Genomic DNA, 1,785 nt, shown 5'->3' on the forward strand with positions numbered 1-1,785 from the left:
GTTTAATGGGTGAAAAGTATGTCGCGCAGAACGTTTTTGATCACGTGTTTAAAGGTCAGTGCTTTCTCGTTGACGACGATGGGCACTTCTGCGCAGGCACAATCCTATCAGCCTTTGCCTCCTTTGCGCCAGGAAACGATCCCCCCCATGCCGAGGGGAGGACGCTACGTCTGGCGTCCCGGCCACTGGCGCTGGGATGGGCGTGAATATATTTGGATACCCGGCGAGTACGTGCGCTACAGCCCCGAATACAGACACTGGGAGCACGGTCATTGGGTGAATCGTGGCGGGGTCTGGGTCTGGATTGAACCTCGCTGGCGCTGATGCGATGGCAGAACAGCCGTGTGAATAATGAAAGCGTTAGAGACACTAGAAGCTGAGCTGGCGATCGTTCAAGCTGAAAATGCACAGCTCTTGAGGGCGATCGGCGTCCTCATCAACGCCCATAGCGTGAGCCCGCTGATGGGTTCACTGGCTCACGAGCTGGCGCAACCGCTTTCAGCGACGAGAATTAATCTGTTCACGCTGAGGGCAACACCCGGCGCGCAACGTAGCAACGAACTCGTTGACGAAGTGCTTGGCCGCATTGATGCGGACACAGACCGAGCCATCGATATCGTTACGCGTTTACAACGGGTTTTTCAAACACAGGCTGTTGATTCGCAACGTTTCTCTATCAGTAAGACGATTGAAGACATCGTGGTGCTGACACAACCTGACTGGGATCATCGCAACATTGGGTTAACGGTGCAGCTCGAACCAGACGTCTATTTGTCGGGCAACGAGGGGCAATTGCGAATGGTTGTACTGGATATATTGTGCCATGCAGGCGATTTAGCGAAACAACAACAAAACTCATTAACTATTTCACTAAGTCGATCACAATTAAACCAGACCGTCTTGTTCGAGGTCTCGACTCAAGCACCACGGAACACTGGCGTTTGTATCGAGACTTCCCCCTTTAACCACCATCAGGACGATCTGGCGACAACGGATAACCCCTTATTGATCAGTAAGCTGATTGTGCAAAGGCACCATGGATCGCTTAATGTGTATCAAGTCAACCAAGGCGCTCGCATTTTCAGCATTTCATTGCCGATTTCAGCGGTTTGAGCGGTTTGAACGCGGATTAGCTCAAATCGTCTGGCTCAATGCCTTTGAAGATGGAAATCAGATCAGCGAGTGACTCTGCACCCATCTTATCCAACACCCTCGCTCGATGAAGCTTGATCGTAGACGCGACTGTGCCACTTTGCTCTGCGATCTGCTTGTTGGTTTTGCCGTCAAGCATATCCTTACAAATCTGCTTCTCGCGCGGTGTTAATCCTTTAAATGCCTTGCCCAAACGAGATCGCCGCGCGATCAGGTCTTGTTGGGCGGCATCTTTGACGAGCGCTTGGTTCACCACGGTCAGTAGTTGCTCAATCACCAGTGGTTTGAGCAAAAAGTCAAAAGCGCCCTGCCGCATGGCATTGATTATCTCTAACTGCGTTGCAGCCCCACTCATAAACACGACGGGGGTTTCTAATTTGAGCCGCTTCAAGAGCGCTTGAATATCAACGCCCGTCCCCTCAGGTAGACGCATATCCAACAGAATCACGGCTGGCGATCTTGTTGGTGATTGCTCAATGAAGGACTGCGCATCTGCGAAACAGTCAACGCTATAACCCAACTGCACAAAAGCCTTAAATAAAGCGACTCTGACTGACTCATCGTCGTCAATCAGATAGATGTGTCCTAAACTCATCACGACTAATTCCGTTGCTAATTTTCTTAGATATTAAG

Annotated in this window: 3 protein-coding genes; 2 read left to right on the forward strand and 1 reads right to left on the reverse strand. The window is 50.8% G+C overall.

The features are described 5' to 3' along the window. Positions 1–18 precede the first annotated feature (18 nt). Both AC1W8Y_RS03690 and AC1W8Y_RS03695 read left to right on the forward strand, forming a co-directional pair. Positions 19–324, forward strand: coding sequence for a YXWGXW repeat-containing protein (locus tag AC1W8Y_RS03690; protein ID WP_482013115.1), 306 nt, complete (start codon positions 19–21; stop codon positions 322–324). Positions 325–351: 27 nt separating this feature from the next. Then, positions 352–1,113, forward strand: coding sequence for a sensor histidine kinase (locus AC1W8Y_RS03695; RefSeq protein WP_482013116.1), 762 nt, complete (start codon positions 352–354; stop codon positions 1,111–1,113). Between the two features lie 16 nt (positions 1,114–1,129). On the opposite strand, the gene AC1W8Y_RS03700 is transcribed toward AC1W8Y_RS03695, so the two are convergent. After that, complete coding sequence (locus tag AC1W8Y_RS03700) at positions 1,130–1,747, reverse strand: response regulator transcription factor (protein ID WP_482013117.1); 618 nt, start codon at positions 1,745–1,747, stop codon at positions 1,130–1,132. Between the last annotated feature and the right edge of the window lie 38 nt (positions 1,748–1,785).

The organism is Jezberella sp. (genome assembly GCF_964834465.1).

Coding starts and splice junctions, on each gene's coding strand:
- AC1W8Y_RS03690 (WP_482013115.1), top strand. CDS start 19: ATGTCGCGCAGAACGTTTTTGATCACGTGTTTAAAGGTCAGTGCTTTC.
- AC1W8Y_RS03700 (WP_482013117.1), bottom strand. CDS start 1,747: ATGAGTTTAGGACACATCTATCTGATTGACGACGATGAGTCAGTCAGA.
- AC1W8Y_RS03695 (WP_482013116.1), top strand. CDS start 352: ATGAAAGCGTTAGAGACACTAGAAGCTGAGCTGGCGATCGTTCAAGCT.